This window comes from Streptomyces sp. NBC_00078 (assembly GCF_026343335.1).
Lineage (GTDB): Bacteria > Actinomycetota > Actinomycetes > Streptomycetales > Streptomycetaceae > Streptomyces.
In genome coordinates, this window is the sequence record NZ_JAPELX010000001.1 from 5,954,192 (window position 1) to 5,979,641 (window position 25,450).

Consider the following 25,450-nt stretch of genomic DNA (forward strand, 5'->3'; position numbering starts at 1 on the left):
TAGCTGACCCCTCGTCACCTGTCGTCATCCCTGGTCATCTGTACCGTGCTGGGATCGTGCTGGGATGGGGTGAGGGGCCCGTGCTGGGATTTGTGGGAGCAGGTCGCTGACCGAGCTGTGAAGGCAGTGCGGGCGTGGCACTTTTCCTACTCGTTTGACACAATCAGAGTATGGCTGAGACGACGTACAGCATCGGGGAAGGGCCTGCGACGCGGGTGAGTCTGTCGCTTCCTGAGGGGACCGCGGAGGCGATTCGGGCTCGGGTGGGGAAGCGGGAGTTCTCCGCATTCATCGCCGAGGCGGTCGAGCGTGAGCTGCGCGGCCAGGTCCTTGACGAGTACCTGGCGGACTACGAGAGCCGCAAGGGGCCGGTCTCCGAGCCGGCCCGCCAGCGGGCGCGGCAGGTCTTCGACGAGGTGTTCGCCGAGGAGGCCGAGTGGCCCGCCGCAGGCTGAGTCACGAGGGGACGCTGGTCCTCGACAGTGAGGGACTCTCGAAGCTGCTCGCCGACGACGAGCAGGTGGTGGCTCTGATCGCTGAGGCACGCTCGCGCGGCATGGAGGTCGTGATCAGTGCGCTCACCATCATCGAAGCCGTCCACGCCCGTACGAACAAGTCCCGCCTGAACTGGGTGCTTTCGGGGCTGCGGGTCGTCCCGGTCGGTGACGAGGAGGCGAGGGCTGCCTCGAAGTTGCTGATGGATGCCGGGTTGCACGGGCACAAGTACGCGATCGATGCGGCCGTGGCCGAGGCCGCGCTGCGACAGCACCGCCCCGTGGTCATGCTGACTTCCGACATCGACGACATGGCCAAGCTCTGCGGTGACCGGGTGCGGCTAGTGGGGATCTGAATGCCTCTGACTCCGGTGCTGCCTTCCGGCCGAGACCCGCAAGGATGGGATTTGAACGCCGTACCTTGGCGGGATTGCCAGTGGTGAACGCGAGTCCGGACTGGTACCGCTGATCAAGGTCCGGGCAGCGCGGTTGTAGCGGGGGAACGTGGGCTGGCAGGAAGAAGTCGTCTCGGCGCTGGACGCCTGGGTGGCACACGAGGGCGTAGCTGCTCGCGAGCCACGGTGGCGCCCCTGGGGCGAGCGGTGCGGGGCCGACGCTAGCTGGTCCAACCTCAACGAGCGCACTGGGGTCATCGATGGCCAGCCTTGCCCTCATGGTGTGGGAAGTTGGAGACAAACAGGCGGGTATCCGTGCACCGGCGCCCGCAGATGTCGGATAGTGGTCTCGGTGTCGAAGCCTCTTGTACTTTGTCGAAATTCCCGTGCTGGGATGCGCCCGCAAACCCGCAGGTCAGACCGGTTGTGGTGGAGTTCCGCTTCAACGTCTAGAAGGACCGGCGCAGCACGGCTGATCCACAGGCGGACCCCGGAGCGCTGAGCCGACGCCTTCTTCTCCCCGCGGCGCGGCCGGCATGGTCCCCGAGCCGACGGACCCATCCCGTTGAGGCAGGCCGCCAGGGGCCGCGGCCACTAACTCGCCCTGCAGGCGCCATCTTCGGGCACCGAATCCGGACTTTCATACCCTGGACGTGCCCGTCTCGGTGCTGGAGGCGGGGCGTGCATCCTTGTGGCCGTGCTGGCCGTGCTGGCCGTGCTGGCCGTGCTGGCCGTGATCGCGGTCGGCATGGTCCGCGCACGGGGCTCTCGATTCGCCATTGGGCCGCGGCAGCGTGCCTCAGCGTGTTGCGGCATGAAGGTGCTGATCATCGGAGGCAGTGGGTTCCTGGGGACCGAGCTGTTGCGCAAGGCGTGCGCGAAGCGCTGGGACACGGCTGCGACGTTCCACTCTTGTCTCGGCGACCCCACAGCCGCCGCCTGGCACCAGCTGGACATCCGCGATCCCGTACGCGTGGAGGCGGTGCTGACGGCGGTCGCACCGCGTGCGGTGATCGACGTGACCAGCGGCGGGGCCGACTGGAAGGTCACCGCCGACGGCTCCATCCACATCGCCATGGCCACCGCGAAGCTCGGGATCCGTCTGGTGCACGTCTCCAGCGACGCCGTCTTCTCCGGCAGCCGGGTGTACTACGACGAGACCTGCGCCCCGGACCCGGTCACCCCGTACGGGGCTGCGAAGGCCGCCGCCGAGACGGCTGTGCGGCTCCTGTGTCCGGACGTGGCCGTCGCCCGCACCTCGCTGATCATCGGGAACGGCCAGTCCGGACACGAACGCCTGGCGCACGCGCTGATCGCCGGAACGCGGGAAGGCGTCCTCTTCACCGACGACGTGCGCTGTCCCGTGCACGTCGAGGACCTGGCCGCCGCCTTGTGGGAACTCACACGGTCCGACGCGGCCGGCCTCTTCCACCTCGCCGGCCCCGACGCTCTCAGCCGCTACGACCTCGGTCGCCGCTACCGGGTGACAGATCCCTACCGGCGGTTTTGGCTGCATCTGCTCGGCCCGCCCACTTGAGGAGCCCGGCAATGAGCCCGGAAATGAGCATGGAAACGAGCATGGAAATGACGCGCACGACTCGTGGCACCCAGCCCCTCACGATGATCCCGCCCGGCGCCCCGCACACCTTCGCCAAACTCGGCGACTGCCCGATGGCCGGCTGCCCGCTGCCCCCGCCCTGGGCGGCTACTGGACCCGTACCAACGACGTCGAGATCGATATCGTAGGAGCGGACCGCGCTCCCATTGCCAAGGAGCTGCTCTTCGTCGGCTCCATCAAGTGGCTGGAGCAGGCACCCTTCGACCGGCACGACCTGGCGGCTCTCCATCGACACAGGGCCGCCCCGCGGCTGTCGAGCCGCACGTCGAGTGGCCCCGGCAGGCGCGTGTCCGCCCGGCGCCCAGATGGCAGACGGGATGTGTCGAGACCGTCGTGCCCCAGACCGAGACGCCCGGGCAACTCCTCCCCGTGCTCTGGGACTTCGCCGACGCCCACGGCGCCGACCGGCCTCAGCCCTGACTCCGGACGGGCGACGCGCGCGCCCCACCCCGACCGCGGCGTCCTGGTCTCCAGGCCGCAGGCCGTACGGGGCATGCGGAGGCGGTCGGCGATCACCTCCCGGATCACGCCTCGCGCCCCAGCTCCGTCACCCGTCGGCACGCCTCCACGTAGCCCCGTACCAGTGGTCTGCGATCTTCCCTCCGCCAGGCCAGGACGTACTGGCTGGGTGTCACGCCCCGCACCGGACGGGTCACCACACCGCCGAGCGTGATCAGGGGTACGTTGCCCGCGGCCACCAGGCACACGCCGAGGCCTGCGACCAGGGCCTCGTACGTCTCCTCCGTGCTCGCGATCTCCGCGCCGACGCGGGGTGGGCGGCCGGCGCGTTCGTCCAGGGCGAGCCAGTAGTCCCGTAGCGGGCCCGCGCTCCTGGGGAGGGCGAGGAAGGGCTCGTCGGCCAGGTCCGTGAAGTCGATCTCCGTGCGGGGCGCGAGGGGGTGGGCCTCGGGGAGGGCGACCAGGCGGGGTTCCTCGGCGACGACCGTCCAGGCGTAGCGGTCCTGGTCGGGCAGAGGCAGCCAGACGAACGCCAGGTCCGTGTCGCCTTCGGCCAGGCCCGCGGTCGGATCGGCCCAACTCGCCTGGCGCAGCCGTACCGTGGTCTCGGGGTGCGCGGCGGTGAAGCGGGAGCGGATCGCGGGCAGCAGGCCGCCGCGACCGGGGCTGGTGCTCATGCCCACCAACAGCGTGCCGCGCTGCGCGGCCCGGGTCTCCTCCACCACGGCCGCGCCCCGCGCCCACGCGTCCAGCACTCGCCGGGCGTGCGGCAGCAGCGCCGCGCCGGCCTCGGACAGCTCCACGCCCTGCCGGTCCCGGCGCAACAGCTCGACGCCCAACTGACGCTCCAGCGCCCGGATCTGCTTGCTCAGCGCGGGCTGCGAGACGTACAGCCGCTCGGCCGCGCGCGTGAAGTGCAGTTCCTCGGCGACCGTGACGAAGTACCGCAGGTCCCGCACATGAACGTCCATCGTCATAGCCATTGGTTATCAGCGTAGGTCTTGGACGGGCAACGCGGACGGGCGGCAGCCTGGTGATCAGACGAAGAGATCCAGGAGGAGTCATGAACAAGGTCTGGCTGGTCACCGGTGCGAGCAGTGGCTTCGGGCGGGCCATCACCGAGGCGGCCCTCGCTGCCGGTGACGTGGTCGTCGGCGCCGCCCGCCGCACCGAGGCGCTGGACGACCTGGTGGCGGCACACGCCGACCAGTTGGAGGCACTGCCCCTTGACGTCACCGACACCGCCGCCGCCGAGGCGGCCGTACAGGATGTGGTGGCGCGGTACGGCCGGATCGACGTCCTGGTCAACAACGCAGGCCGCACGCATGTCGGCGCCTTCGAGGAGACCACCGACGCCGAACTGCGCGAACTGTTCGACCTGCACGTCTTCGGGCCCGCGACCCTCACCCGCGCGGTGCTGCCGCACATGCGTGGGCGGCGCTCGGGAGCGATCGTGCAGATGAGCAGCATGGGCGGACAGATGTCCTTCGCGGGCTTCGCCGCGTACAGCGGGACCAAGTTCGCGCTGGAGGGCCTGTCGGAGGGGCTCGCCGACGAGGTGCGGGAGTTCGGCATCAAGGTGCTGGTCGTGGAGCCGGGAAGCTTCCGTACATCCCTTTTCGGCACGGGCCGCGCCGGTGTCAGCGCGGACAGCGGCGTGTACGGGAGCGTGAGCCGGACCCGCGGCTTCGTCTCCGGCGGAGACGGCACCCAGCCCGGTGACCCCGCCAAGGCCGCGGCCCTCATCCTCGCCGCCCTCGACGCCGAGCAGACCCCGCTGCACCTGCCGCTCGGCGAGGACGCCGTCGACGCCGTTCTCGGCAAGCTCGGCCAGGTGCGCTCGGAGATCGCCGCCTGGGAGAAGCGCACCCGCGCCACGGCCTTCGACGACTGAGCGGGCCAGAGCGGGTTGTCCACAGTCGCCCGCCACTGTCAGACCCCGGTGCAAGGATGTGTGTACCGGAGCGGACGGCAGGTGGGGGCGGCATGGTGGAGGCGGGGGAGGTGCGGATGCCGCCCGTGGGGCGGCGGGCCCGGGAGCTGTGCACGGAGGGCGTGCGGTTGTACGAGGCCGCCCGCACCGTGCTCGCCGATCATGCCCGCGCCCTGGAGGCGGTCCGCTCGGCGCTGGCCCCGATCCGGGACGAACTCGTCGCCGGGGAGCTGGAGCGCATCCCGGTCGCCCGGCTCAAGGACGCCACCGAGGGCCGGCTGCGCCTGGCGGCCGTCGAGGCGGCCGGGCTCTCCTCGGTACGCGCGGTGTACGAGGCGAGCCGGTACGAGCTGCGGCAGATCCCCGGCGTCGGCGCCCAGACCGCCGACCAGGCCCTCGCCGCCGCACGCCAGATCGCCCGGGCGGTCGAGGAGACGGTCACGGTACGGATCGACGTCGACCGGCCCGAACCCCGGACCACCGCACTGGTCGTCGCGCTGCACCGGCTGGTCGAGGCCGGGCCCGAACTGCGCCGGGCCGTGGACACCGCCGAGCAACTCGACCGGAAACTCCGCACCTTGCTGCCCACGGCCCGCCCCGCGACCAGCCGGCTGCGGCTGGCGCTCACCGGGCGGCGCGGCAAGGAGGCGGCCCTCGCGGCCACGGCGGAGCTGCGCACGCTGACAGCCGAGGCGGCCACCAAGGGCAACCGGCTCCAGCTGGCCCAGGCCGCCACCGACCTGCTGCGCGAGCCCGCCTCCGACATCGAGGCCTGGGTCGACTTCGAGCTGCGCTCCGCCGAGTTCTACAGCCAGCTCGCCGAGGTCTCCGCGCACCGCACGGACGAGGCGGCCGCGGAAGGCTTCCTGCCCTCGGAGGTGGCCGAGCGGGTCCACGCCCAGCCGCTCGACGACACCCACCGCCGTGTCTCGCTGCGCGGCTACCAGTCCTTCGGCGCCCGCTTCGCACTCGCCCAGCGCCGGGTCGTCCTCGGCGACGAGATGGGCCTCGGCAAGACCATCCAGGCCATCGCCGCGCTCGCCCACCTCGCAGCCGAGGGGCACAGCCACTTCCTGGTGGTGTGCCCGGCCGGCGTACTGATCAACTGGACGCGGGAGATCCGCTCCCGCAGCACACTGCGGGCGGTGCCGGTGCACGGCCCGGACCGGCAGGACGCGTACGCCGAGTGGCGCGAGCGCGGCGGCGTCGCCCTGACCACCTTCGACCTGCTGCACACCCTGCCCGCACCGGACGCCGCCGGGCCGGGGATGCTCGTCGTCGACGAGGCGCACTACGTGAAGAACCCCGGCACCCGCCGCGCCAGATCCATCGCGGCCTGGACGCAGAGCTGCGACCGCGTCCTGTTCCTCACCGGCACTCCGATGGAGAACCGCGTCGAGGAGTTCCGCACCCTGGTCCGCTACCTCCAGCCGGACCTGGTCCCCGAGATACGCGACAGCCGCGCGGTCGCCGGCCCGTACGTCTTCCGCAGATCGGTCGCGCCCGCCTATCTGCGCCGCAACCAGCAGGACGTGCTCACCGAACTGCCCGCGCTGCTGCAGGTCGACGAATGGGCGGAGTTCGGCGCGGCCGACGAGGACGCGTACCGCACGGCGGTCGCCGAGGGGAACTTCATGGCGATGCGCCGGGCCGCCTACTCCGACCCGGAGAAGTCCGCGAAGCTGCAGCGGCTGCGCGAACTGGTCACGGAGGCGGCGGACAACGGCCTGAAGGTGGTCGTGTTCTCGTACTTCCGCGATGTACTCGCCACGGTCCAGGCAGCCCTGGGGGAGCGCGTCTTCGGCCCGGTGTCCGGCTCCGTGGCCGCCGCCCGACGCCAGCGGCTGGTCGACGACTTCACGGCCGTCGACGGCCACGCGGTGCTGCTGTCGCAGATCGAGGCGGGCGGCGTCGGTCTGAACCTCCAGGCCGCGTCCGTGGTGATCCTGTGCGAGCCGCAGGTCAAGCCCACGCTGGAACACCAGGCCGTGGCCCGTGCCCACCGCATGGGCCAGGTCCGCCCGGTCCAGGTGCACCGCCTGCTCGCGACGGACAGCGTGGACGAACGCCTGCTGCGCATCCTGGAGAACAAGGACCGCCTCTTCGACGCCTATGCCCGCCGCAGCGACACCGCCGACGCCACACCGGACGCGGTCGACGTCTCGGACACGGGGATCGCCCGCCGGATCGTCGAGGAGGAGCAGCGCAGACTGGCCGGCGAACCGGCCGGCTGACCGTCGGCTGCCGCCCGACCGTGCCACCGTGAGCGGCTCCCCGGCACGCCCGGCTCCATCGGCCTGCCCTTGTCGAACTGCGGGCGTAGGACGAGCAGCCGGCAGTGAGTGGCCGTCATCGTGGCGCCCGGACGGCATGCGGCTTCGGGTCCGTGACCCACCCCGCGGCCAGCACGAGGCGGGTCTCCCGGTGCACGGCGAGGAAGGCGAAGGGGCGGTCGAACTCCGCTCGGACGACCGTGGCCCCGTCCGCCAGGAACGCCAGCTGTGGCCACACTCCCGCCGCGGAGAACACCGTGCCGCGGTCCGCCCCTGCGGCCCACCGTGCGGTCAGCGCGTTCACCGCCCGCACTGCCGACACCGCCCGATCGGTGATCGCCATTCCGCCCCCGCCGCCCTCACGCTTACCATGCGCCCAGTCGTACGCCAGTTCTGCGCGTCAGCCCCTGAAGCAGGAGCACGCTACCCGTGTCCACACCCTCGCCCCCTGGGCCCCACCAGCCCCAGGAACCCCAAGGACCGCATCCGCAGGGCCAACCCCCGTACTCGCAGGGGCCGTACGCCGCTCCCGGACCCTATCCGTACCAGCCCTGGAGCCAGGGCTACAGCCCGTACAACCACCCCGCGCCCGTCAACGGCGTCGCCATCGCCTCCCTCGTCCTCGGCATCCTCTGTTTCGTTCCGGCCGCCGGGCTGCTGCTGGGCCTGATCGCGCTCGCCCGGATCAGAAGGAAGGGCGAGCGGGGCAGGGCCATGGCCGTCACCGGTGCGATCCTGTCCTCCGTCGGGCTTGCGCTGTGGGTGGTGGGGCTCACCGGCGGCATCAACCTCGACGTCTGGACCGGCCTCAAGGATGCCGCGCACGAGAACGGCAGCGCCTACTCCCTCAAGAAGGGCGAGTGCTTCGACGCCCCGAGCGGATCCCTGGACGGCCTGGCCTACGACGTCGACAGGGTGCCCTGCGAAAGCCGGCACGACGCCGAGGTCTTCGCCGCCTTCAAGATGAAGGGCAGCGCCGACTACCCCGGGGACGGCAAGGTCACGGACGTCGCCGACGCCAAGTGCTACGCGCTCCGGTACGGCTACGCCATGGATGCCTGGGCCGTGCCCGACGACGTGGACGTGTACTACCTGACGCCGACCCGGCAGAGCTGGCGGCTGGGCGACCGCGACATCACCTGCCTGTTCGGCAACACCGACGAGAAGGCCGGTCTGACGGGCTCGCTGCGCAACGACGCGCGGACCCTGGACACCGACCAGGTCGCCTATCTCAAGGCCGTCAACCTCGAGAACGCCGCCCTGGACGCGCAGCCCGAGGACAGCCCCGACGACGACCTCAGGGGCAGCCGAGCATGGGCCGGACGGATGTCGGCCGCGCTCACCGAGGAGACCGGGACACTGCGTGACCACGCCTGGCCCGCGGGTGCGAAGAAGCCGGTCGCGAAGGTCGCCATGGCGGTGGAGGCCACTCGTGAGGAGTGGGCCCGGGCAGCGAAGGCGACCGACGCGGACAGTTTCTACGAGCACTACGACCGCGCCATGGTGCTCTCCACTCCCGACACCTCCATCACCGCTCGCAAGGCTCTGGGCCTGACCATGACCCCGCCCACGTCCCCGGGCGGGGACGACGGCGGGGGCGGCGGCGGGGGCGGCTCCGTGTTCGAGGTGTGAGCACGGCTATAGCGGGGAGAAAGTGCCTGCGTAAAGCCTTCCGTAGGCACTTGTCATCACATCGAGTGATTCTCTGGCCTTTGCTTGCACAGTACAACCCACGGTTGCCAGGCTGTCGCTGTCTGTACAACCTGATGGGAGTGGCCAGTGACTTTCGGTGAGCAGCCGGCGTATCTGCGCGTCGCGGGTGATCTCCGCAAGAAGATCGTCAATGGCTCGCTGCCGCCACACACCCGTCTCCCCTCCCAGGCCAGAATCCGCCAGGAGTACGGCGTCTCGGACACGGTCGCGCTGGAGGCGCGCAAGGTGCTGATGGCGGAAGGCCTGGTGGAGGGCCGCTCGGGGTCGGGGACGTACGTCCGCGAGCGTGCGGTGCCCCGCAGCGTCGCCCGTTCCGGCTTCCGCCCGGCCGGCGGGGCCACGCCCTTCCGCCAGGAGCAGGCCGACGGCGAGGGGCGCGGCACCTGGGAGTCGAGCAGCGCACAGGCCGAGGCGAGCAGTTGTGTCGCCGAGCGGCTCGGCGTCAAGCCCGGTGACCGCGTGATGTGCACCAGGTACGTGTTCCGGGAGGCCGGCGAGGCGATGATGCTCTCCACTTCCTGGGAGCCCCTTGAGGTCACCGGACGCACACCCGTGATGCTCCCCGAGGAGGGCCCGCTCGGCGGCATGGGCGTCGTCGAGCGCATGGCGGCGATCGACGTGATCGTGGACAACGTCACCGAGGAGGTCGGCGCCCGCCCCGGCCTCGCCGAGGAACTGCTGGCCCTGGGGGGCGTCCCCGGCCATGTCGTCCTCGTCATCCAGCGCACCTTCTTCGCCTCGGGCCGTCCCGTGGAGACGGCCGACGTCGTGATCCCTGCCGACCGTTACCGGGTCGCGTACCACCTCCCAGTGAAGTAGCGCACACCCTTACGGCGCCGGGCCCCGGTATCCCCGCGCCGCAACCCCCTCAGGGCACCGCGGAGCCTCTTCCTCCGCCGGTGGAATCTGGCCGTTCTCGCAGGTCGCCCCATGCGTGACCGCCGCTGCTCGGTATGCCCCTGACCGGATGCGTCGACGCCTTGCGGGCGGCGCGTTCGAGGTCGCGCGCCCCCTCGCTCTGGCCGGTTGCGTACCTCTTTGTGAAATTCCGTATTCGCTGCGTGAAGGTTAGGCGTAGGCTCGGGCATATGCGGATTGCGGTTTCCTTAGTGGGCGGGGCACGGCACGAACCGCGGGTGGGACGCGTTCGGGCCGGGGTGGGAAGGAGCGCTGGGGCGCGATGAACGACGGCACGATCACTCTTCCCTGGCTCGTCATACGGCAGGACGACAACGGCAACACCTACCGCGTGGGCAGGTACGCGACGAGGGTGGAGGCCCAGAAGATCGCGGACAGCCTCGACGACCGCGGGCACAAGCAGCTCTACTGGGTCGAGCGGATCGGTCAGAACGGAGACCCCGTCCACAACTGAGGCCCAGGCCAACGGGCCTCAGGTACGGCGTCAGTCACGGATGGGGCGGTCCCGTAGGCTCCCGCGCATGACGGAACGGATCGTGGTGGTCGGCGCCGCCCTGCTGGATGACGGCCGCCTGCTCGCCGCCCGCCGGAGCGCACCCCCTGAACTTGCCGACCGCTGGGAACTGCCCGGCGGCAAGGTGGAGCCCGGCGAGACGCCCGAGGTGGCCCTCGTGCGCGAACTGCGCGAGGAACTCGGGGTGGACGCCGAGACCGTCGCACGCGTACCGGGGGAGTGGCCCCTGAAGTCGCCCTACGTGCTCCAGGTGTGGACCGCCCGTCTGCGCCCCGGCTCGGCCGGCCCCGAGCCGCTCCAGGACCATGACGCGCTGCGCTGGCTCGGCCCCGGAGAACTGTGGGAAGTGGCCTGGCTGGACCAGGACGTTCCGGCGGTCAGAGTGGTGGCCGCCCGCTCCTGGTCTGGGCACGCGCCGGCGAGAGACGCAGATCCGTGTTGACTCGGCGGGCACCGTCGCGTGGGCGCGACAGACCGTAGCGGACGTAGCCGCCCTGCCGTGCCTCCCTAGCCCTAGCCGACCCGCCGTGCCTCCCTGGCCGGCCTGCCGTCGCACGGCGAGCGCACGCCGGGCTCCTTGGTGGCCGGCTCCACGCTCGGTGCGCCTTTGTGCACCGTTCGTGCCACAGTGCGCCGTCGGAGACGGTACTCGGCTCTGGATATCGGGTATGTGCCCATTAACCCCACGAAACCGGACATGGGTGGGCTTCTGGCCTGGGATGTGATCGGCGTGATCGACACCGAAGGCGACTGCGCCGAGTGGAGCTTTCCCGCGGAGCCGGGCGCTGTCCGCAACGCCCGTGCCGCCGTCCGTGGCCAGCTGCACCACTGGGAGCTGGACGCCCTCGGTGATCTCGCGACGCTGCTGGTCAGCGAGCTGGTGACCAACTCCCTGCGCCATGCCACCGGCCCGATCGGCGTGCGTCTCGTGCGGCCCGTCGGCCTTCGGGACGTACTGCTGGTCGAGGTGTCCGATCCGCTCCCCGATCCACCACGCGAGCGCGTCGCCCACCCCGAGGACGAGAGCGGCCGCGGACTGCAGCTGGTCGCCCATTCCTCGCGCCGCTGGGGTACCCGGCCCGGTGACGCGGGTAAGACGGTGTGGTTCGAGCTCGCCGTACCGGCCTGAAGGCGGGCCGGTTCCGGTGCGTCGGACGCCGGATGCCCGGCCCGGGCCTGTCCGGCGGACGCTGTACGGGGACCGCCGCCCTGTCGAGCGACTGGTTCAGGCCACTGGCAGTGTTCGGCGGCCGTGATTCGACGAGGTGTTGGCTGGTTAGAAGACTGGAAGTGTTGTGGCAGCCGGGACCGAAAACCATCGGGACCGTGCTGTGATCGTGAACACCGTGTTGTGCGGCGCCGTAGTGCTGGATACTGCGGGCAGCCGCCCCCGGTGACCGGTACCGGACGCGGTGAGCTGGAGGGGACGGTTCGCGTGAGCGAGATACCAGCGAAGGCCACGGAGTCCAAGGACCCGTCGGACGGCGCGAGGGCGGAGGCCGCGGGTGATGCCGAGGCCGACGTGACGAGCGGGACGACGGGCGGGACGGGTCTGCCTGCCACCGGTGGCAGGCATTCCTCATCCAGTGGCGAAGGGCTCTCCGCAACCGGTGGCGGAGGGCTCGCCCCGTCCCGTGCGGGGCTCCGTGACACCGGCCTCGGTGAGGTGCCTCCCGGTGACGCGCCTCCTGGTGACGCCATGTGGCAGAGCAGCCCGCCCGGCTCCATCTACGACTACATCAAGGTCGCGTCCTTCTCCATCGGCCCCGACGGGCTCGTCGACCAGTGGAGCCTGCGCGCCGAGCAGCTCTTCGGGATCGCCGCAGAGCGCGCGGTCGGTATGGACCCCATCGAGGCTTTCATCGACTCCGACCTGCGCGAACAGGGTCAGCGCAAGATGGCCGAGATCCTCGACGGGCGGGAGTGGACCGGTGTGGTCCCCTTCCGGACGCCCGAGACGGCGCCGGGGGAGGGCGGCCAGGAGGGCCTTGCCGAGGTCTATGTCATGCCGACGCGGACCGAGGAGGGCGAGAAGGCCGCCGTCTGTATCGTCGTCGACGTACGCACCCTGCGCAGCATCGAGACCGACCTTGCCGCGTCGCAGTCGATTTTCGGTCAATCTCCGTTCGGCTTCCTGCTGATCGACACCGATCTGCGGATCCGCCGCGTCAACCAGCAGTTCGCCGGCACCTTCGGGGGTACGCCCGACGACCACCGCGGCCGAGGCGTCCACGACTATCTGCAGCGGCCCGAGGCCGAGCGGGTCGCGGCCACGCTGCGCCGGGTCCTGGAGACCGGCGACTCGATCACCGACATGCACGTCACGGGCTTCGTGCCGGGTTCGGAGGGCCGCCGCCACTGGTCCATCAACCTCTACCGCGTGCACAGCGGCTCCGGTCGCCCCATCGGCGTCGCATGGCTCGGAACCGACAGCACCTCGCGGCGCGCCGCAGCCCGTGAGGCCGCCGCGGCGCGGCGCAATCTCGCCCTTCTCAACGAGGCCGGCGCCCGCATCGGCAACTCCCTCGACCTGGAGACCACGGCTCGCGAACTCCTCGACGTCGTCGTCCCAACCTTCTGCGACCTCGCGACGGTCGACCTCTACCAGGGCCTGCTGGCGGGTGACGAGGCCCCGCCGGGCCTCGCCGACGGCAGTGCGGAACTGCGCCGGGTCGCCTTCGCCAGCGCGGTGTCCGACGCGCCGTTCGTCGGGGGCGGCGCGCCCGTCGCCGTGGGCGCCGTCCATCACTACCCCTTCAACTCCCCCTGCGCCGACGCCCTGCGCACCGCCCGCACCCAGTTCGTGCCCGCCGAGGAGGGCGGCCTCGTCCAGTCCACGCTGGCCGTGCCGATGGTCGCCCACGACACCGTCGTAGGACTCGCGCAGTTCGCCCGTACGAAGGGGAGCGAGCCGTTCGGGGACCGGGACCGGGATCTCGCGGTGGAACTCGCGGCGCGTGCCGCCGTCTGTATCGACAACGCACGCCTGTACCGCCGTGAGCACGAACGCGCCCTGATACTGCAGCGGTCGCTGCTCCCGCCGGGCGACCCGGTGGCCTCCGGCCTGGACATCGCCTGCCGCTATCTGCCGGGCGACTCCTCCGCCGACCGCCCCAGCGAGGTCGGAGGTGACTGGTTCGACGTCATCGAACTGCCGGGACACCGTACGGCGTTGGTCGTGGGCGACGTCATGGGCCGCGGTCTACGCGCGGCGGTGGCGATGGGCGAACTCCGCTCGGCGGTCAGAACACTTGCCCTTCTGGACCTCGAACCGGCCGAAGTGCTGAGTGCGTTGGACGAGATCGCGCGCGGCCTCGGGGCGCCGGGAGGCGTCCAGCAGGCCACCCGCTCGGCCCGCCGCCCCCGTGAGGCGGACCTCTCCGAGGTGTACCTCGCGACCTGTGTGTACGCGGTCTACGACTCCGTCACCCGCCGCTGCACCTTCGCCAACGCGGGCCATCTGCCCCCCGTCCTGGTCGAACCCGGCGAGGACGCGCTGATGCTCGACGTGCCGCCCGGCATGCCGCTCGGTGTCGGTGGGGAGCCGTTCGAGGAGGTCGAGGTCGAACTTCCCGAAGGCGCACTGCTCGCGCTCTACACGGATGGACTGGTCGAATCCCGCGACCATCCCCTGGACGAGGGCCTCCAGGCCTTCGTGGGAGCGCTGACGGACCCGACCCTCCCCCTGGAGGACGTCTGCGACCACGTCCTCAACACCCTCGACACCCACCACGGCGAGGACGACATCGCCCTGCTGATGGCCCGTGTCCAGGGCCTGCCGACCGATTCGGTCGGCGACTGGACGCTGCCGCGCGAGCCGCGCAGCGTGGGCAGGGCCCGTGAGTACGCCCGCGAGCAGCTGCAGGCCTGGGACCTCGAACCCCTGGTCGACACAACGGAGTTGCTGGTCAGCGAGCTGGTGACGAACGCCCTGCGCTACGGCGAGGGGGACATCAGGCTGAGGCTCCTGCTTGACCGCACCCTGGTCTGCGAGGTCTGGGACTCCGGCCTCGTCCAGCCCCGCCGCCGCCGCGCCCGCGACACGGACGAGGGCGGCCGGGGCCTGCAACTCGTCGGCCTCCTGAGCGCGGCCTGGGGCTCCCGCCGCACACCGCGCGGCAAGACGGTGTGGTTCGAACTCCCGCTGCCGGACGGGGAGACGGGGCTAGCGGATCCGGCGGAGGCACTGCTGAGCCTCTTCTGACGCCGGCCGAACTCCCTCCGGGGCCGGGGCCGGGGCCGAGGGCCGAGCCGACGGCGGGCGGCCGCTCGATCGGCTGCTCGCCCGGGCCCAGAGGATGCCACCGAGGATGGCTCCGACTGAGGACGGCTCCGTCGTCCTAGCTAGTGCCCCGACAGACGACGTTCGCCCCGTCGCGACGCCCGGCACCCGCTCTCGGCGTGCCGGGTGCGGGCCCTCGTACTGGACGTACTTGGGCCTGTGCCCGGTGCGGCGAGAGCAGGCACCGGACGCCGCTCCTTAGGTGTCCTTACGGGTCCTTACGGGTCCTTACGGGCGAACGTTGCCTGCCGGGTCCTAGCCGGGCTGCTTCGCACGGCGGGCGCGGGTGTGGGGGCCGCCGTAGCTGACGGGTGAACCGCCGTCCGGGGCTGTGCCCCGGAGGATTCCGCCGAGGACGGCGCCGGCGGCGCCGGTGGCGTGTCCGGCAGCGTCGGCGATCGGGTTGCCGCGCACCCGTACGTCCTGCTCCGCGACGTCGTGGGCCTGCCGGGCCCGAGCGTCCGCGGCCAGTGCGTCGGGTGGCTCCATGGTGAGCAGCCGCTCGGCCTCCGCCAGCCGCGTGCGGGCCTTGCTGCCCACGGCACCCCGGTGCGTCGTGACGAAGCCGTCCGCGGCGGCGAGGGCACTGCGCGCGGCGAGCAGCGCCGCGGCCGACAGCACACCGGCCCGCCCCACGGCGACCGGCGCGATCGCCCGCGTGATCCTCCGCAAGGCGTCGAGAGGGTCGTACGGCCCGGCGGTCAGCTCTTCCCGTACGGCGGCCAGGACGACGTCGGCGTGCGCGGCACGGGCGTGCAGCTCGCCGACCGGAAGGCCGCGCGCGCTCGTCGCCCTCGCCGCCGCCGCCAGCTCCGCCTCCGCCCCGGTCAGCGCGGCCGGAACCAGTGCCGCGGCCGCCGTCAGGTCGGCGGCGAGCCGTTCGACGCAGGTCACGAACACGGCGGCCTGGGCCGTCGCACCCTCGGCGGCCCGCAGATGACGGGCCGCACCCTCCCCGTCCCCCATGTCGGCCCTCTGGCGGGCCTGATTGAAACGGGTCGTGGCGAACACCAGACGGTCCTTGGCCTGCTCGACGTAGCCGGTGACGGTACCGGCCGCCGAGCGGCCGTACCGCTCGCCGAGGCCGGCCGGTATCGCATCCACGGCCCCGGTGCGCCCGGCCAGCTCCCGGAACCGGGCCTCCGCCGGTTCCAGCGCCCCGTCCAGACCGTCCCCCTCCAGCGCGCGCAGCCGGTCGAACCCCGTGGCCTCCGCGTCCAGCCGCCGCCCCGCCTCCTGACACCGCCCGACGATCCCCGCGAGCGCGTGCCGCCGCGACGCCTCGTCCTCGGGCACGCCGTCGTCGTACTGCTGCCGCATCCGGAAGGCCGCCGCCAGCTCGGACTCGGCGTCCCGCACGGCCCGGGCGAACGGTTCCACGGCCGCGGCTTCGAACCGCGCCTCGGCGAAGCCGAGTTCCTCCCGGCTGGTTCGTACGCAGTCGTCGGCCTCGACCAGCGACGCCCGCGCCCGCTCGTCGGCCTCGGAGAGCGGTGGCACCGCAGGCCCGGCGAGGACGGCGGTACCACCCGGCGTGGTACGCGTCCGGGCCCGCCGTGTGCGCCGCACATACCCGTACCCGGCGAACACAACTGCCGCACCCACCGCCACCAACGGCAGCACCAGGTCGGCGGCCGACGTCCCGCCCTGCTCCGCCCCGGCGGCACTCGCGGCGCCCGGATTCGCACACGTGACCGGAACCGGCGCGCCGCTGTTGATCGTCATCCACGGCAACACCAGCCATGCCACCCCGGCCAGGAGCCCCAGCAGGGTGTGCACCAACCGCACGGATATGTGAGAGGTGGCGCGCCGCGGCCGGCCCCGGATCAAGGATGACGTCACATTTCGGAGCGTATGAGCAGGAATGCAGCGGCGCGACCGGGATGTGTCAGGGGTGGGGGAGGTGGGGTGCGCGGATGCGTGTGGGGCCGGACGGAATCGCGGCAGGGGGAGCGGGGATGGAACACACGGAGCACACCGAGCGGACGGGGACGGAAGGGGAGGCGGCGGCCGGGGCGGGGACGGACAGTGACGATCACGGCAACAGCAACGGCAACGGCAACGGCAACGGCCACGGCCACGACAACGGCGAGAAGACCGAGCCGACGGAGCCGATCGATCCGCCGCCGTCGCCTCGCCGTCGCCGGCCGAGACGTCTCGCCCTCGCGGTCGTCCTCGCCCTCCTCCTCCCCGTCCTCGCCGCCGAGTCCGCTCTCCGCCTGAACTACACGGGCGACCCGAAGACGGGCACGTACAGCAGAGACCGCGACGCCATCTGGCTGGGGCACGCCTGGGTCGACGGGCGCAAGACCGACGCCGACGTCACCGCGCTCGCCCGCCGCCTCAGAAGCACCGGCATCCGCGACCTGTACGTCCACGCGGGCCCGCTCGAGCACAACGGCACGCTTCCCAAGTCGGCGTATCCCAAGGCGCGTTGGCTCATCGCGGCCGTGCACCGCGAAGCCCCCGGCACACGCGTCCAGGCCTGGCTCGGCGACGTACTCGCGACCGAGGGTCCGACCGGGATGCGCCTGGCGCGCCCGGCGACCCGCGCGGCCGTCGTCACCTCCACCCGGCAGATCCTGGCCGCCGGTTTCGAGGGAGCCCACTTCGACCTGGAACCGCTGCACTCAGGCGACCGTGACTACCTCACCCTCCTGGATTCCCTCCGCTCCGTCACCCGCGCGCATCACGCCCTGCTGTCCGTCGCCGCCCATCAGATCGACCCGCTCCCCGGGTTCCACTCCTTCTGGGGCACGGTCGCCGGGCACCCGAAGTGGTGGTCGCAGAGGTTCTTCGGGCAGGTCGCGCGCCGGGTCGACCAGATCGCCGTGATGTCGTACGACACCATGCAGCCGCTGCAGAGCCTGTACGGCGGCTATGTGGCCCAGCAGACCTCGCTCGCCCTGGAGGTCACCCCGAATTCGACGGACTTGCTGATGGGCCTGCCCTTCTACCACGAGAACCGGTTCGGTCACTGGAACCATGCGGAGACCGTCCCCGCGGCCGTCCGCGGCGTCCGCCTCGGCCTGTCCCGCACGGATGCCGGCCGCACCCGGTTCGGCGTCGCGCTCTACGTCGACTTCGCGGCGACGGAGGCGGACTGGACGGCGTACCGGCAGGACTGGGTGCACTAGGGACGTCGGGCGGGTGGGATGCTGACCGCCATGGACATGTACCTGATGGTGGCGGGCGCACTGGCGACGACGGTGATGGCCGCCGCCGGCGTCGCGGCCCTGGCGACCGGCTGGGTGGTCCCGTGGGGCCGGACCAGGACCCTGCGGCCCCGGCTGTGGGGGTACGGGTCGCTGGTCTGCGCGGTCGGCGCGGCGCTGTTCATGTTCCTGGGCCCGTTCACGGGGCCCCCGCCCCCGCAGGGCGTGCGCGGTGTCGTCGCGTGGTGCGGCTGGGTCGGGTTCATGGCGGGACTCGGAATCCAGGTCCTCGCCCGGCGCCCCGGCCGCACCCCGCGCGCTACGAAGGGCGCCGCCTGATCTTCGACCCCAGCCACACCAACGGGTCGTACTTCCGGTCGACCGCGCGTTCCTTGAGGGGAATCAGCGCGTTGTCCGTGATCTTGATGCCCTCGGGGCAGACCTCCGTGCAGCACTTGGTGATGTTGCAGTAGCCGAGGCCGTGTTCGTCCTGGGCGGTCTTCTTGCGGTCGAGACCGCTGTCGGCGGCCGCGTCCAGCGGATGCATGTCCAGCTCGGCGACGCGCATCAGGAAGCGCGGGCCGGCGAACGCCGTCTTGTTCTCCTCGTGGTCGCGGACGACATGGCAGGTGTCCTGGCACAGGAAGCACTCGATGCACTTGCGGAACTCCTGCGAGCGGTCCACGTCCTCCTGCATCATCCGGTACTCGCCGGGGCCGAGGTCCGCCGGCGGCACGAAGGCCGGGATCTCGCGCGCCTTGGTGTAGTTGAAGCCGACGTCCGTCACCAGGTCGCGTACGACGGGGAAGGCGCGCAGCGGTGTGACGGTGATCGTCTCCTCCCGCGTGAACACCGACATGCGCGTCATGCACATCAGGCGCGGCCGCCCGTTGATCTCGGCCGAGCACGAACCGCACTTGCCCGCCTTGCAGTTCCAGCGCACGGCGAGGTCGGGGGCCTGGGTGGACTGGAGGCGGTGGATGATGTCCAGGACCACCTCCCCGTCGTTGACCTCGACCGCGAAGTCCTCAAGGTCACCGCCCTTGATGTCGCCCCGCCACACCTTGAAGCGGGCCTCGTAGCTGCTCACTCGTACAGCTCCTCTTCGGCGAGGTACTTGACCAGCTCCTCCTTCTCGAAGAGGGCGAGCAGGTCGGCGCGGATGGATTCGGTGGTCTCGCGGGTGAGGTCGATCTGGCCGCGCACGGGGTCCGTGGCCGCCAACCCGCCCGTGGGGTCGGTCAGTTGGCACAGCAGGTTGATCCGGCGCCAGGTGCGCTCCATCGTCGGATGGTCCTCGCGGGTGTGGCCGCCGCGCGACTCGGTGCGCTCCAGCGCCGCCCGGGCCACGCACTCGCTGACCAGCAGCATGTTCCTGAGGTCCAGGGCGAGATGCCAGCCGGGGTTGAACTGGCGGTGCCCCTCGACACCGGCCCGGCGGGCCCGTACCCGCAGATCCGCCAGCTTCTCCAGCGCCTGCTCCATCTCGGCCTCGCGGCGGATGATGCCGACGAGGTCGTTCATGGTCTGCTGGAGTTCCTGGTGGAGGGTGTACGGGTTCTCCGGCGGTCGTCCGTCCGCCCTGGCCGGCTCTCCCGGTGCGAGGCCCTCGGGGCCCTCGGCGGAGAAGGGGCGCAGCGCCTCCGCGGCCGCCGTGTCGACCTGGACCTCGTCGACGGCGGGCCGTTCGAAGGCCATGGCCGCCGCGTGCTCGGCCGCGTGCCAGCCCGCCCGGCGCCCGAACACCAGAAGGTCGGACAGGGAGTTCCCGCCCAGGCGGTTCGAGCCGTGCATGCCGCCCGCCACCTCGCCGGCCGCGAACAGCCCCGGTACGCCGCGTGCGGCGGCCGTGTCGGACTCGACCGCGATGCCGCCCATCACGTAGTGACAGGTCGGCCCGACCTCCATCGCCTCGGCCGTGATGTCCACGTCCGCCAGCTCCTTGAACTGGTGGTACATGGACGGCAGCCGGCGCTTGATGACCTCGGCGGGCATACGGGTCGACACGTCGAGGAAGACGCCGCCGTGCGGGGAGCCGCGGCCCGCCTTGACCTCGGAGTTGATCGCGCGGGCGACCTCGTCGCGGGGGAGCAGCTCGGGCGGACGCCGGTTGTTGTCCGGGTCCACGTACCAGCGGTCGCCCTCCTCCTCCGACTCCGCGTACTTCTCCTTGAAGACGTCGGGGACGTAGTCGAACATGAAGCGGTTCCCGTCGGAGTTCCTGAGCACCCCGCCGTCGCCACGGACGGACTCGGTGACGAGGATGCCCTTGACCGACGGCGGCCAGACCATGCCGGTCGGGTGGAACTGCACGAACTCCATGTTCAGCAGCGGCGCCCCGGCCAGCAGGGCGAGCGCGTGCCCGTCGCCCGTGTACTCCCATGAGTTCGACGTCACCTTGAAGGACTTGCCGATGCCGCCGGTCGCGATCACCACGGACGGGGCTTCCAGGACGAAGAAACGGCCGGTCTCGCGCTCGTAGCCGAAGACGCCTGAGACGCGGCCGCCCGCGGCGGAACCGCTGTCGGGCACGGTTTTGAGGATCCTGGTGACCGTGCACTCCTGGAAGACCTTCAGACGGGACTCGTAGTCGCCGGTCTCCCGCTTGTCCTCCTGCTGCAGCGAGACGATCTTCTGCTGCAGTGTGCGGATCAGCTCCAGGCCCGTGCGGTCGCCGACGTGCGCGAGGCGCGGGTACTCGTGGCCGCCGAAGTTGCGCTGGGAGATCTTGCCTTCCTTCGTGCGGTCGAAGAGGGCGCCCCAGGTCTCCAGCTCCCACACCCGGTCCGGGGCCTCCTGGGCGTGCAGCTCGGCCATCCGCCACTGGTTGAGGAACTTGCCGCCGCGCATGGTGTCGCGGAAGTGGACCTGCCAGTTGTCGTGCTCGTTGGCATTGGCCATCGCGGCGGCGATGCCGCCCTCGGCCATCACCGTGTGTGCCTTGCCGAACAGTGACTTGCAGATCACGGCCGTACGGGCACCCCGTTCGCGCGCCTCGATGGCGGCGCGGAGGCCCGCGCCTCCGGCACCGACCACGACGACGTCCCACTCCTGCCGGTCGACCACGGACATCAGAAAGCCCCACCCAATCTAGAAGAAGCGCGGATCGTCGAAGGCGCCCGAGGCGACCAGATAGACGTAGAAGTCGGCGACCGCCACGCTCACCAACGACGCCCAGGCGAGCTGCATGTGACGGGCATTCAGTTTCCCGACGAACTGCCAGGCCCGGTAGCGCACGGGATGCTTGGAGAAGTGTTTGAGCTTGCCGCCGACGATGTGCCGGCAGGAGTGGCAGGAGATCGTGTACGCCCAGATCAGCGCGATGTTGATCAGGAACACGACGGTGCCGAGGCCCATGTGGCCCCAGTTCTCGTCCGTGTCGCGGAAGGACAGCACCGTGTCGTACGTCAGCACGCACGCGACCAGGATCGCCGCGTAGAAGAAGTACCGGTGGATGTTCTGCAGGATCAGCGGGAAACGGGTCTCGCCGGTGTACCTCTTGTGCGGCTCGGCCACCGCGCAGGCCGGCGGGGAGGCCCAGAAACCCCGGTAGTAGGCCTTGCGGTAGTAGTAGCAGGTCAGGCGGAAGCCAAGCGGGAAGATCAGGATGATGATCGCCGGGGAGATCCCCCACCAGCTGCCGAAGAGGTCGGCGTTGGGGCCCGAGGGCATGTTCTTGCAGTTCTCCGCCAGACACGGCGAGTAGAACGGCGAGACATACGGCGCCGAGTAGTAGTCCGCGTTCGCGAAGGCCCGCCATGTCGAGTACACGATGAAGGCCAGCAGACCGGCCGCGGTGACGGCCGGGGCCAGCCACCAGCGGTCGGTCCGCAGATGCGGGGCGTCGATCGCGGCGCGCGTACCGGTGCGTACGCCGCCGCTGTTCAGATGTGGTTCCGTACCAGTGGCCAACTCATGACTCCGGTCGGGTTCAGGGGGCGTGGCGGTCGCGGGCGCCGAGTCCTTCGTCGTCCGTGTCGATCCACAGGGAGGGGTCGTACGGGGTGTCGGGGATGGTGACGAGTTCGGGCTTGCGGGGCGCGCTCGGACTCGACGCCGTCTCGCGCAGGAGCGCGACGCTCTCCCGCAGGTGATCCGCGTCGGCGCGCACGCGGCGCATGTCGAGCCCGCCGCCGCCCAGCTGCTTCTCCAGGCGGCCCACGGACCGCGCCAGGTCGTCCAGGCAACGCTGTACTGCTGTCAGGTCGTCTTGCACGGACATGACGTGACCTCACTTCCACGGGCCGTCCGGCCCCAGGTGGCAACGTTCATGCGCCTGCGAGTGTTGCGCGTCACACCTGCCGGTGGGAAGGGATGTGCAGCGATTGGCGGATTGCATGCCTCCACTGCGCGCCCGCAAGCGCTCTGTGTGCGCCGGGGGCGCACGTTAGGCCGCACGAGTGGGCTTCCCCGCGCCTGCCGCCGTGTCGCCGCCGGTCGGCGAACCCTTTCCTCTTCAGTGGGGCCGTAGATCTGATCAACTCCAAAATACCGCCAAATGTGATCAGACCCCACCTGTGTCATCGGCGGGAGCGGCCCCCGGAGGTAGGAAGAGATGTCCCAGGACGGCGTCGGACCCACGGCCGGGCCATGTCAGCCGCGGCGCGGCAGCGCCCCGAAGGGGCGCGGGGAACTGCGCGAGCAGCCACGACGTGCCCGCAGGCGATCCACGGCCGATCCCGGGTCTTCCCGCGGAGCGCTGCGCTCGGTCGCCTTCCTCACCGCAGGCGCGCTGGCCGTCTCCGCGCTCGCCGGCTGCAGCTCCGAGGACAAGGCGGGCAAGCCGCTCGCGGGGCCGGACTACGCGCCCGCCGCCCGTGACCTGGTCGCCGACGGGGGCACGCTGCGCTGGGCCGTGGACGACGTGCCCGAGACCCTGAACACCTTCCAGTCGGACGCCGACGCTGCCACGAGCCGTGTCGCGCAGGCGGTTCTGCCGTCCATGTACCGGCTCGACCAGAAGGGGCGGCCGGTACGCAACGCCGACTATCTGGAGTCTGCCAAGGTCGTGGACACCGAGCCCAAGCAGGTCGTGCTCTACAAGCTGAACCAGCAGGCCGTCTGGAGCGACGGCCGCGAGATCGGCGCCGCCGACTTCGCCGCCCAGTGGCGCGCCCTGTCCGGCAAGGACAGCGCGTACTGGACGGCCCGCAACGCCGGATACGACCGCATCGAGAAGATCGAGCGTGGCGCCAACGACCTGCAGGTCAAGGTCACCTTCGCCCGGCCGTACGCCGACTGGCGGTCGCTGTTCTCGCCGCTGTACCCGAAGGACGTCATGGGTACGCCAGACGCCTTCAACGACGGGGCGCGAAGGAAGCTCAAGGTCACCGCCGGGCCCTTCTCCCTGAAGCAGGTCGACACCAAGAACGCGCAGGTCACCCTGATCCGCAACCCGCGCTGGTGGGGCCGGCCCGCCAAGCTCGACGAGATCGACCTGAAGGCCGTACCGCTCGACAAGCGGGCCGCGGTGCTGGCCGAGGGCAAGATCGACCTGGCCGAGATCGACCCGTCCGACGCCGGGAACTTCGCCGTGGCCGGCCGGGACAAGGGCACCGGCACACCCCTGATGGGGCCGGGCGTGCGCCACGCCGCCAAGAAGGGCCTGGAAGGCTTCGTGGTCCGCAAGTCGCTGGAGCCCGCCTACACCCAGCTCGCCCTCAACGGTTCCACGGGACCCCTCGCGGACGAGCGCGTCCGGCGCGCCGTGGCCCGTGCCCTAGACCGCGCGGCCCTCGCCCAGGCCGTCCTCAAGCCGCTCGGCCTGCCCGCGGTGCCCGTCGGCAGCCACCTCGCGCTGTCCGGGCAGGCCGCCTACGCCGACGGCAGTGGTGCGCTCGGGGGCCAGGACACCGCCGAGGCGCAGGCGCTGCTCGCGGACGCCGGATGGGTGCGCGGCGGTCCGGTCAAGGAGCAGAAGGAGAAGGCCGAGAAGGCCGCCGGCGCCAAGGGCAGGAAGGCCGAGGACGATTCCGAGGGCGGCGACGACGGGACGTACATCGTCGGCGAGGACGACAAGAGCGGGGACTCCGGGGACTCCGGGGACACCGGGGACACCGGGGACACCAAGAACGGGGACAGCCGGGACGGGGACGACAAGGACCCCAAGGACCACACGAAGAAGCACGAGAACGCGAAGGCGGGCGAGGGGAGCGGCAAGCACCTCGCGGACGGCGGCCAGTACGCCGAACAGCGGCTGATGCAGGGCGGCGCGCCCGGTGCCTACGCCCCCAAGGGCACCGCGGCCCCCGCGGGCGCCGCGGCCGGGACGCTGGCCAAGGACGGCAAGCCGCTCAGCCTCCGCTTCGTGCTGCCGTCGGGCGCCGGCTCGGAGGTCCTGCGGACCGTGGCCGACCGGATCAGCCGCATGCTGCAGCGGGTCGGCATCACCACGCAGATCACGAAGGTCTCCGACGAGAGCTACTTCAAGGACCACATCGCGTCCGGGCAGTTCGACCTCGCCCTGTACTCCTGGCCCGCCTCCGCCTTCCCGGCCACCGACGCCCGGCCCGTCTACGCCAAGCCGGTCCCGGCCGCCGACGGCTCCCTCGACGTCGAACAGAACTACACCCGCGTCGGCACCGACCAGGTCGACCAGCTCTTCGACCGGGCTCTCGCCACCCTGAACGGCGACGACAACCGCGCCCTGATCCGCAAGGCCGACTCCCGCATCTGGGCCGCCGCCGGCTCCATCCCCCTCTACCAGCGCCCCCAGCTGACGGCCGCGAGGAAGAACGTGGTGAACGCGGGCTCCTTCGGCTTCCAGACCCCGGTCTACGAGGACATGGGCTTCCTGGCGAAGGGTGCGAAGCCTTCGGCGAGCGCTGCGTCGAAGGGCTGATCGGGCGCTGTAGCTCAGGGATCGCTCAAATCGCTTGCCCGTGTTCGCCCGGCGCCCGCAACATGAGCCCAATAAATCATGTTGCGGGCGCCGGGCGTCCGTGCGCGGGGGAACGGGGACGGCGGATGCGCAGCACACGGGGGACCTGGGCGGCGGGACTGGCTGGGGTGGCTCTGGCGGCGGGGCTCACGGGTTGCAGCGGGGGCGGCGACGGCAGGGCGGCCGCGGCCGCCAAGAGCAGTGCCCCGGCCGTGGCGAAGGCCTGTACGGACGGCACGTACACCTGGTCCGCCGTCAAGAAGACGGAGAAGCTGACCGGTGTCTCCGGGGTGCAGTCGTTGGGCAAGGGCGGCGGCACGCTGTCGGGTCCGCTTGAGCGGGTGTACACCCCGCGGGCGTCGGTGAAGGCCTCCGGGCCGGCCCTCTCCCCGGCGGAGGTCCTCTTCTCGCTGGGCAAGAAGAGCGGCGAGATCCAGTCGGACGCCCGCACCCTGGCGGAGGCGGGCGGCGACGCATGGCAGTTCACCGACGTGAACGTCAAGGCTCCGCCCCTCGACGGGGGCCGCATCACGGTCGAGGGGCCCGGGGAGATCGTGGAGTACGCCGGGGTGCGCGAGGTGGCGGGTGACTTCAGCTACACCTGCCCGGGAGGCGCGACGACGAACGGGCGTGCACGGTCCTGGCAGGAGGACCTCTCCGGCGTCGTCGACTGCCAGGAGGGCTTCGACGGTTCGGGCACCGCCCGCCAGGCTGCCCGGCTCTCCTGCGAACCCGGCTCCCCGGCCACCCGGAACGCCTGACCCCAGCGGCCTGGCGAGCCGCCGCCGCAGCGGCCCCGTACCATGGGGTGAGGCC

The 25,450-nt window shown here is 71.3% G+C and carries 22 protein-coding genes and 1 pseudogene; 16 read left to right on the forward strand and 7 right to left on the reverse strand.

Annotated features, from left to right (window positions below):
* Window positions 1-170 precede the first annotated feature (170 nt).
* The 4 genes and pseudogenes from OOK07_RS28080 to OOK07_RS28095 all read left to right on the forward strand — a co-directional run.
* Window positions 171-455 (forward strand): hypothetical protein, encoded by a 285-nt coding sequence (locus OOK07_RS28080; RefSeq protein WP_006138089.1) that lies wholly within the window; start codon window positions 171-173, stop codon window positions 453-455.
* A complete protein-coding gene (locus OOK07_RS28085) occupies window positions 437-850 on the forward strand; it encodes a DNA-binding protein (protein WP_266799216.1) in 414 nt (137 codons plus the stop codon). The genes OOK07_RS28080 and OOK07_RS28085 overlap by 19 nt, the downstream gene beginning before the upstream one ends.
* A gap of 853 nt (window positions 851-1,703) precedes the next feature.
* Window positions 1,704-2,426, forward strand: coding sequence for an SDR family oxidoreductase (locus OOK07_RS28090; protein ID WP_266802045.1), 723 nt, complete (start codon window positions 1,704-1,706; stop codon window positions 2,424-2,426).
* A 121-nt stretch (window positions 2,427-2,547) separates the two neighbouring features.
* Window positions 2,548-2,751 (forward strand): annotated as a pseudogene (locus OOK07_RS28095) (ATP-binding protein); the annotation flags it as partial.
* Window positions 2,752-3,031: 280 nt separating this feature from the next.
* Here OOK07_RS28095 and OOK07_RS28100 read toward each other — a convergent pair.
* Window positions 3,032-3,949, reverse strand: a complete 918-nt coding sequence (locus OOK07_RS28100) for a LysR family transcriptional regulator (protein WP_266799218.1) — start codon at window positions 3,947-3,949, stop codon at window positions 3,032-3,034.
* Window positions 3,950-4,029: 80 nt separating this feature from the next.
* Here OOK07_RS28100 and OOK07_RS28105 point away from each other — a divergent pair, with 80 nt between their 5' ends.
* The gene (locus OOK07_RS28105) at window positions 4,030-4,860 is read left to right on the forward strand and encodes an oxidoreductase (RefSeq protein ID WP_266799220.1); all 831 of its coding nucleotides are present in this window, start codon (window positions 4,030-4,032) and stop codon (window positions 4,858-4,860) included.
* 92 nt (window positions 4,861-4,952) lie between these two features.
* Window positions 4,953-7,133: a DEAD/DEAH box helicase gene (locus OOK07_RS28110; protein ID WP_406312469.1), complete on the forward strand. Its 2,181-nt coding sequence runs from the start codon at window positions 4,953-4,955 to the stop codon at window positions 7,131-7,133.
* A gap of 115 nt (window positions 7,134-7,248) precedes the next feature.
* Here the strand turns inward: OOK07_RS28110 and OOK07_RS28115 are convergent, their stop codons facing one another.
* Window positions 7,249-7,515 (reverse strand): hypothetical protein, encoded by a 267-nt coding sequence (locus OOK07_RS28115; protein ID WP_266799222.1) that lies wholly within the window; start codon window positions 7,513-7,515, stop codon window positions 7,249-7,251.
* Between the two features lie 86 nt (window positions 7,516-7,601).
* Between OOK07_RS28115 and OOK07_RS28120 the strand changes: the two genes are divergently transcribed.
* From OOK07_RS28120 to OOK07_RS28145, 6 genes are all read left to right on the forward strand, one after another.
* A complete protein-coding gene (locus OOK07_RS28120; protein ID WP_266799224.1) occupies window positions 7,602-8,804 on the forward strand; it encodes a DUF4190 domain-containing protein in 1,203 nt (400 codons plus the stop codon).
* A 147-nt stretch (window positions 8,805-8,951) separates the two neighbouring features.
* Window positions 8,952-9,704 (forward strand): GntR family transcriptional regulator, encoded by a 753-nt coding sequence (locus OOK07_RS28125; RefSeq protein ID WP_266684433.1) that lies wholly within the window; start codon window positions 8,952-8,954, stop codon window positions 9,702-9,704.
* Between the two features lie 361 nt (window positions 9,705-10,065).
* The gene (locus tag OOK07_RS28130; protein WP_266799226.1) at window positions 10,066-10,257 is read left to right on the forward strand and encodes an SPOR domain-containing protein; all 192 of its coding nucleotides are present in this window, start codon (window positions 10,066-10,068) and stop codon (window positions 10,255-10,257) included.
* Window positions 10,258-10,324: 67 nt separating this feature from the next.
* A complete protein-coding gene (locus OOK07_RS28135; protein WP_266799228.1) occupies window positions 10,325-10,759 on the forward strand; it encodes a (deoxy)nucleoside triphosphate pyrophosphohydrolase in 435 nt (144 codons plus the stop codon).
* Window positions 10,760-11,014: 255 nt separating this feature from the next.
* Entirely contained in the window at window positions 11,015-11,446 is a 432-nt protein-coding gene (locus OOK07_RS28140; RefSeq protein WP_266684439.1) for an ATP-binding protein, read from the forward strand.
* A 306-nt stretch (window positions 11,447-11,752) separates the two neighbouring features.
* Window positions 11,753-14,521, forward strand: a complete 2,769-nt coding sequence (locus OOK07_RS28145) for a SpoIIE family protein phosphatase (RefSeq protein WP_266799230.1) — start codon at window positions 11,753-11,755, stop codon at window positions 14,519-14,521.
* A gap of 333 nt (window positions 14,522-14,854) precedes the next feature.
* Here OOK07_RS28145 and OOK07_RS28150 read toward each other — a convergent pair whose 3' ends face one another.
* Window positions 14,855-16,324, reverse strand: a complete 1,470-nt coding sequence (locus OOK07_RS28150) for a hypothetical protein (RefSeq protein ID WP_406313369.1) — start codon at window positions 16,322-16,324, stop codon at window positions 14,855-14,857.
* Between the two features lie 233 nt (window positions 16,325-16,557).
* Here OOK07_RS28150 and OOK07_RS28155 point away from each other — a divergent pair, with 233 nt between their 5' ends.
* Window positions 16,558-17,736, forward strand: a complete 1,179-nt coding sequence (locus tag OOK07_RS28155) for a glycoside hydrolase family 18 protein (protein WP_266799234.1) — start codon at window positions 16,558-16,560, stop codon at window positions 17,734-17,736.
* Between the two features lie 30 nt (window positions 17,737-17,766).
* Window positions 17,767-18,093, forward strand: a complete 327-nt coding sequence (locus OOK07_RS28160) for a hypothetical protein (RefSeq protein ID WP_266799236.1) — start codon at window positions 17,767-17,769, stop codon at window positions 18,091-18,093.
* Here OOK07_RS28160 and OOK07_RS28165 read toward each other — a convergent pair.
* From OOK07_RS28165 to OOK07_RS28180, 4 genes are read right to left on the reverse strand one after another with little or no spacing between them, the layout of a single operon-like run.
* Window positions 18,074-18,844 (reverse strand): succinate dehydrogenase/fumarate reductase iron-sulfur subunit, encoded by a 771-nt coding sequence (locus OOK07_RS28165; protein ID WP_266684450.1) that lies wholly within the window; start codon window positions 18,842-18,844, stop codon window positions 18,074-18,076. The two genes, OOK07_RS28160 and OOK07_RS28165, sit on opposite strands and share 20 nt — an antisense overlap.
* A complete protein-coding gene (locus tag OOK07_RS28170; RefSeq protein WP_266799238.1) occupies window positions 18,841-20,826 on the reverse strand; it encodes a fumarate reductase/succinate dehydrogenase flavoprotein subunit in 1,986 nt (661 codons plus the stop codon). Before OOK07_RS28170 ends, OOK07_RS28165 begins: the two co-directional genes overlap by 4 nt.
* Before the next feature lie 18 nt (window positions 20,827-20,844).
* Window positions 20,845-21,666 (reverse strand): succinate dehydrogenase subunit SdhC, encoded by an 822-nt coding sequence (gene sdhC, locus OOK07_RS28175; RefSeq protein ID WP_266684454.1) that lies wholly within the window; start codon window positions 21,664-21,666, stop codon window positions 20,845-20,847.
* Window positions 21,667-21,685: 19 nt separating this feature from the next.
* Window positions 21,686-21,976, reverse strand: coding sequence for an Rv0250c family protein (locus tag OOK07_RS28180; protein ID WP_266684456.1), 291 nt, complete (start codon window positions 21,974-21,976; stop codon window positions 21,686-21,688).
* A 333-nt stretch (window positions 21,977-22,309) separates the two neighbouring features.
* Between OOK07_RS28180 and OOK07_RS28185 the strand changes: the two genes are divergently transcribed.
* Together OOK07_RS28185 and OOK07_RS28190 are read left to right on the forward strand one after the other, a co-directional pair.
* Window positions 22,310-24,595 (forward strand): ABC transporter family substrate-binding protein, encoded by a 2,286-nt coding sequence (locus OOK07_RS28185; protein ID WP_266799240.1) that lies wholly within the window; start codon window positions 22,310-22,312, stop codon window positions 24,593-24,595.
* Window positions 24,596-24,720: 125 nt separating this feature from the next.
* The gene (locus tag OOK07_RS28190) at window positions 24,721-25,395 is read left to right on the forward strand and encodes a hypothetical protein (RefSeq protein WP_266799243.1); all 675 of its coding nucleotides are present in this window, start codon (window positions 24,721-24,723) and stop codon (window positions 25,393-25,395) included.
* Window positions 25,396-25,450: the final 55 nt, after the last annotated feature.

Bases quoted from the DNA above. Each gene is read 5' to 3' on its own strand.
- OOK07_RS28130 (WP_266799226.1), top strand. From the start codon at position 10,066: ATGAACGACGGCACGATCACTCTTCCCTGGCTCGTCATACGGCAGGAC.
- OOK07_RS28180 (WP_266684456.1), bottom strand. From the start codon at position 21,976: ATGTCCGTGCAAGACGACCTGACAGCAGTACAGCGTTGCCTGGACGAC.
- OOK07_RS28190 (WP_266799243.1), top strand. From the start codon at position 24,721: ATGCGCAGCACACGGGGGACCTGGGCGGCGGGACTGGCTGGGGTGGCT.
- OOK07_RS28115 (WP_266799222.1), bottom strand. From the start codon at position 7,515: ATGGCGATCACCGATCGGGCGGTGTCGGCAGTGCGGGCGGTGAACGCG.
- OOK07_RS28140 (WP_266684439.1), top strand. From the start codon at position 11,015: ATGGGTGGGCTTCTGGCCTGGGATGTGATCGGCGTGATCGACACCGAA.
- OOK07_RS28170 (WP_266799238.1), bottom strand. From the start codon at position 20,826: ATGTCCGTGGTCGACCGGCAGGAGTGGGACGTCGTCGTGGTCGGTGCC.
- OOK07_RS28100 (WP_266799218.1), bottom strand. From the start codon at position 3,949: ATGGCTATGACGATGGACGTTCATGTGCGGGACCTGCGGTACTTCGTC.
- OOK07_RS28105 (WP_266799220.1), top strand. From the start codon at position 4,030: ATGAACAAGGTCTGGCTGGTCACCGGTGCGAGCAGTGGCTTCGGGCGG.
- OOK07_RS28110 (WP_406312469.1), top strand. From the start codon at position 4,953: ATGGTGGAGGCGGGGGAGGTGCGGATGCCGCCCGTGGGGCGGCGGGCC.
- OOK07_RS28080 (WP_006138089.1), top strand. From the start codon at position 171: ATGGCTGAGACGACGTACAGCATCGGGGAAGGGCCTGCGACGCGGGTG.
- OOK07_RS28155 (WP_266799234.1), top strand. From the start codon at position 16,558: ATGGAACACACGGAGCACACCGAGCGGACGGGGACGGAAGGGGAGGCG.
- OOK07_RS28185 (WP_266799240.1), top strand. From the start codon at position 22,310: ATGTCCCAGGACGGCGTCGGACCCACGGCCGGGCCATGTCAGCCGCGG.
- OOK07_RS28090 (WP_266802045.1), top strand. From the start codon at position 1,704: ATGAAGGTGCTGATCATCGGAGGCAGTGGGTTCCTGGGGACCGAGCTG.
- OOK07_RS28135 (WP_266799228.1), top strand. From the start codon at position 10,325: ATGACGGAACGGATCGTGGTGGTCGGCGCCGCCCTGCTGGATGACGGC.
- OOK07_RS28160 (WP_266799236.1), top strand. From the start codon at position 17,767: ATGGACATGTACCTGATGGTGGCGGGCGCACTGGCGACGACGGTGATG.
- OOK07_RS28150 (WP_406313369.1), bottom strand. From the start codon at position 16,324: ATGACGATCAACAGCGGCGCGCCGGTTCCGGTCACGTGTGCGAATCCG.